The sequence below is a fragment of the Centipeda sp. (in: firmicutes) genome (assembly GCF_057271695.1).
Genome location: NZ_DBHIVL010000129.1, coordinates 1 through 2,784 on the forward strand (window position 1 = coordinate 1; position 2,784 = coordinate 2,784).

1 protein-coding gene is annotated in these 2,784 nt (G+C 38.1%); it reads right to left on the reverse strand.

Annotation, left to right across the window (positions count from 1 at the left end):
• On the reverse strand, window positions 1-2,784 hold a 2,784-nt coding region (locus ACO6BQ_RS12285; RefSeq protein WP_489121373.1), incomplete at both ends, for a DUF1542 domain-containing protein.

Here is a 2,784-nt window from a genome sequence, read left to right on the forward strand (position 1 = left end):
CTTCTGCTGTCTTAGTTAATGCTGATGCTGGAATTACCGCTGTTTTCTTACCATCCGCTGTTGTTACTGTTGCATTTCCTTTGTCGTCAACTACTACTGTTGCTCCTGGATTTACTGCTTTCACTTTGTCTTCGATTGCTTTTTTCTCTTCTGGAGTTAAGCTATCTGGATTTGCTACTACAGTTTTGTCCGCTGGTGTGTTAACGTCGTTTCCTGCGTTTGGTTTTGCTGCTTCTTCTGGTGATTTAGTTAAGTCTGATGCTGGAATTACCGCTGTCTTACCTTCTGGTGTTGTTACTGTTGCGTTTCCTTTGTCGTCTACTACTACAGTCGCACCCGGATTTACTGCTTTAACTTTTTCTTCGATTGCTTTCTTAGCTGCTTCGTCTACTCCTTTGGCTGGATCAACTACTACTTTGTCCGCTGGTTTTACGATGTCATTTCCTGCGTTTGGCTCTTTAGCCTGCGCTTCTGACTTGAATAAATCTTCCGCTGGAATTGTTGCAGTAGTTCCATCATTTAGAGTAACTGTTGCGTTTCCTTTGCCATCAAATTTAACAGATTTAGCTTCAGGGTTTAACGCTCTTAGTTTCTTTTCAACTTTAGCTTGTGCTGCTGGATCTGTTGCTTCACCAACTACTTTATCTGCTGGTTTAACAATATTACTGTTTCCCGCTCCTGCTTTAGCTACGTCTTCTTGAGTTCTTACTAAATAAGTCGCTGGAATTGCTGAAGTTCTTCCTTCTGGTGTAGATACTGAAACTGATCCATTTTCATCAATCGTTACAATAGCATTTGGATTTACAGCCTCTACTGCAGCTATAATCTTAGCTTTTTCTTCTGGTGTTAAATTAGCCGGATCTTTTACGATAACTTTATCCAACGGTTTGTTAATATCATTTCCGCCTTTACCATTATCTAAATCATCCTGTGTTTTAACTAATTTAGAAGGGATTATAATTCCTTTGTCACCATTTTCTGTAGTAACTTCAATATTACCTTCGTCATTATATTTAACTTCTCTAGCTGTTGGGTTAACTTTTTTAACCTCTTCTAAGATTTTAGCTTTTTCTTCATCTTTTAATGCACTTGGATCTTTTACTAGAACTTTATCGACTGGTCTATTTACATCTCCAACTGCTCTAATTGCTGAACGGTCTGCTTCTTCAATCTTATTAACATCAGCTTCTTTAGTCGCAGCATCTATTAATTTCTTAGCTTCTTTTGCAATTTTATCTGCTTTAGCTTTAAGAACTTCTTTAGCTTTAGGAGATAAGTCTGTACGAGCATCGATTTCTTTTTTCTTAGCTTCTGTTTGCGCATCAATTGCTTTACGTGCATTTGGTTTGTCTTCTACAACAGGAACTGCTTGATCGATTGTACCTTTAGTATCTCCTTCTCCAACAGCCTTATCTTTTTCAGTTTTAACTGCTGCATCTGTTGTTGCTGTATCAACTGCCTCTTTAGCTTTGTTAGCTGCATCTGTTGCTTTTTTAACTGCTTCTGCTTTTTCTTCGTCAGTTGCATCTGGTGTATTAGCGATATCTTCTAATTGTTTCGCTAATTTATCTTCAATTGCCTTTTTAGCTGCTGGTTTAACTTTCGCTTCTGGATTTACTGCTTTAACTTCCGCAACACCCTTATCTTTAGCTGTGTCTACTGCTTTTTGCGCCGCTGTTGCTTTATCTGAGGTATCTGCAATCGCTGGCTGACCATTGATGGCATCTGTAGCTTTTTTAGCTAGGGCTTGTGCTTCTTTCTTAGCCGCTTCTTTTTCTTCTGTCGTTAAATCTTTACGAGCATCAAGTTCTTTTTCTTTGTTGGCTAATTCATCTGCTACAGCTTTTTTCGCTTGTTCTTTAGCGATTGGGTATACAGATGTTACATCTGCAACACCTTTATCTTCTGCATCGTTAACAAGTTTTTGTGCTGCTGCCGCTGCTTCAGCCGTTTCTGCATTATCAGGTTGAGCATTAACTTTTGCAAGTTCTGCATCTGCTAATTTCTTAGCTTCAGCCTTAGCCGCATCTTTTTCTGCTTGTGTTAAATCTTTACGACCATCGATTTCATTATTCTTAGCTGTTAATGCATTCCCAATAGCTTCTTTTGCATTTTCTTTTGCAACTGGATTAACCTTACCAATTTCTGTAATTCCAGTACCTTTTGCTGTATCTACAGCTGCATTTGTTGTTGCTGCATCGATTGCTTTTGTTGCATCTTCTGCTGCTTTAGTAACTTTAGCAAGAGCCGCATCTTTTTCTGCTTGTGTTAGATTTTTATCAGCATTAATTGCATTGGCTTTCGCTTGGCGCGCTGCTTCAACATCTGCTTTAGCAGCAGCCTTTTTAGCTACTACTGGATTGTCCCCTGCGATTGCTGTAGTTCCAGCATTTTTGGCCTTATCCATAGCATCTTTTGTCGTTACATTAGCATTGTTAATCGCTGCTACTGCTTTTTCTTTATCTGCATTTACTTTTGCGATTGCTGCTGCTTTTTCTTCGTCAGTAGCGTTTGGAGTTTTGTTAATCTCAGCAATTTTATCTTCTGCTGCTCTGTTAACTGCATTAATCGCTGGCTGTTTATCTAAACTTACAAATTCTGATAATTTACGTTTATCAGTAGAATCATCTTTATACGTTACAACAAGATTTCCTTGGTCATCTTTTGTTACTGATTTAATCTTAGAATCTTTGTCTTCTACATTCTTACCTTTTTTATCTGCTAAGTTTGCATCATCATTGTTGTTAGAGTACTCAAGTTTTAGTTTTTCTTTAATCTTCGCTA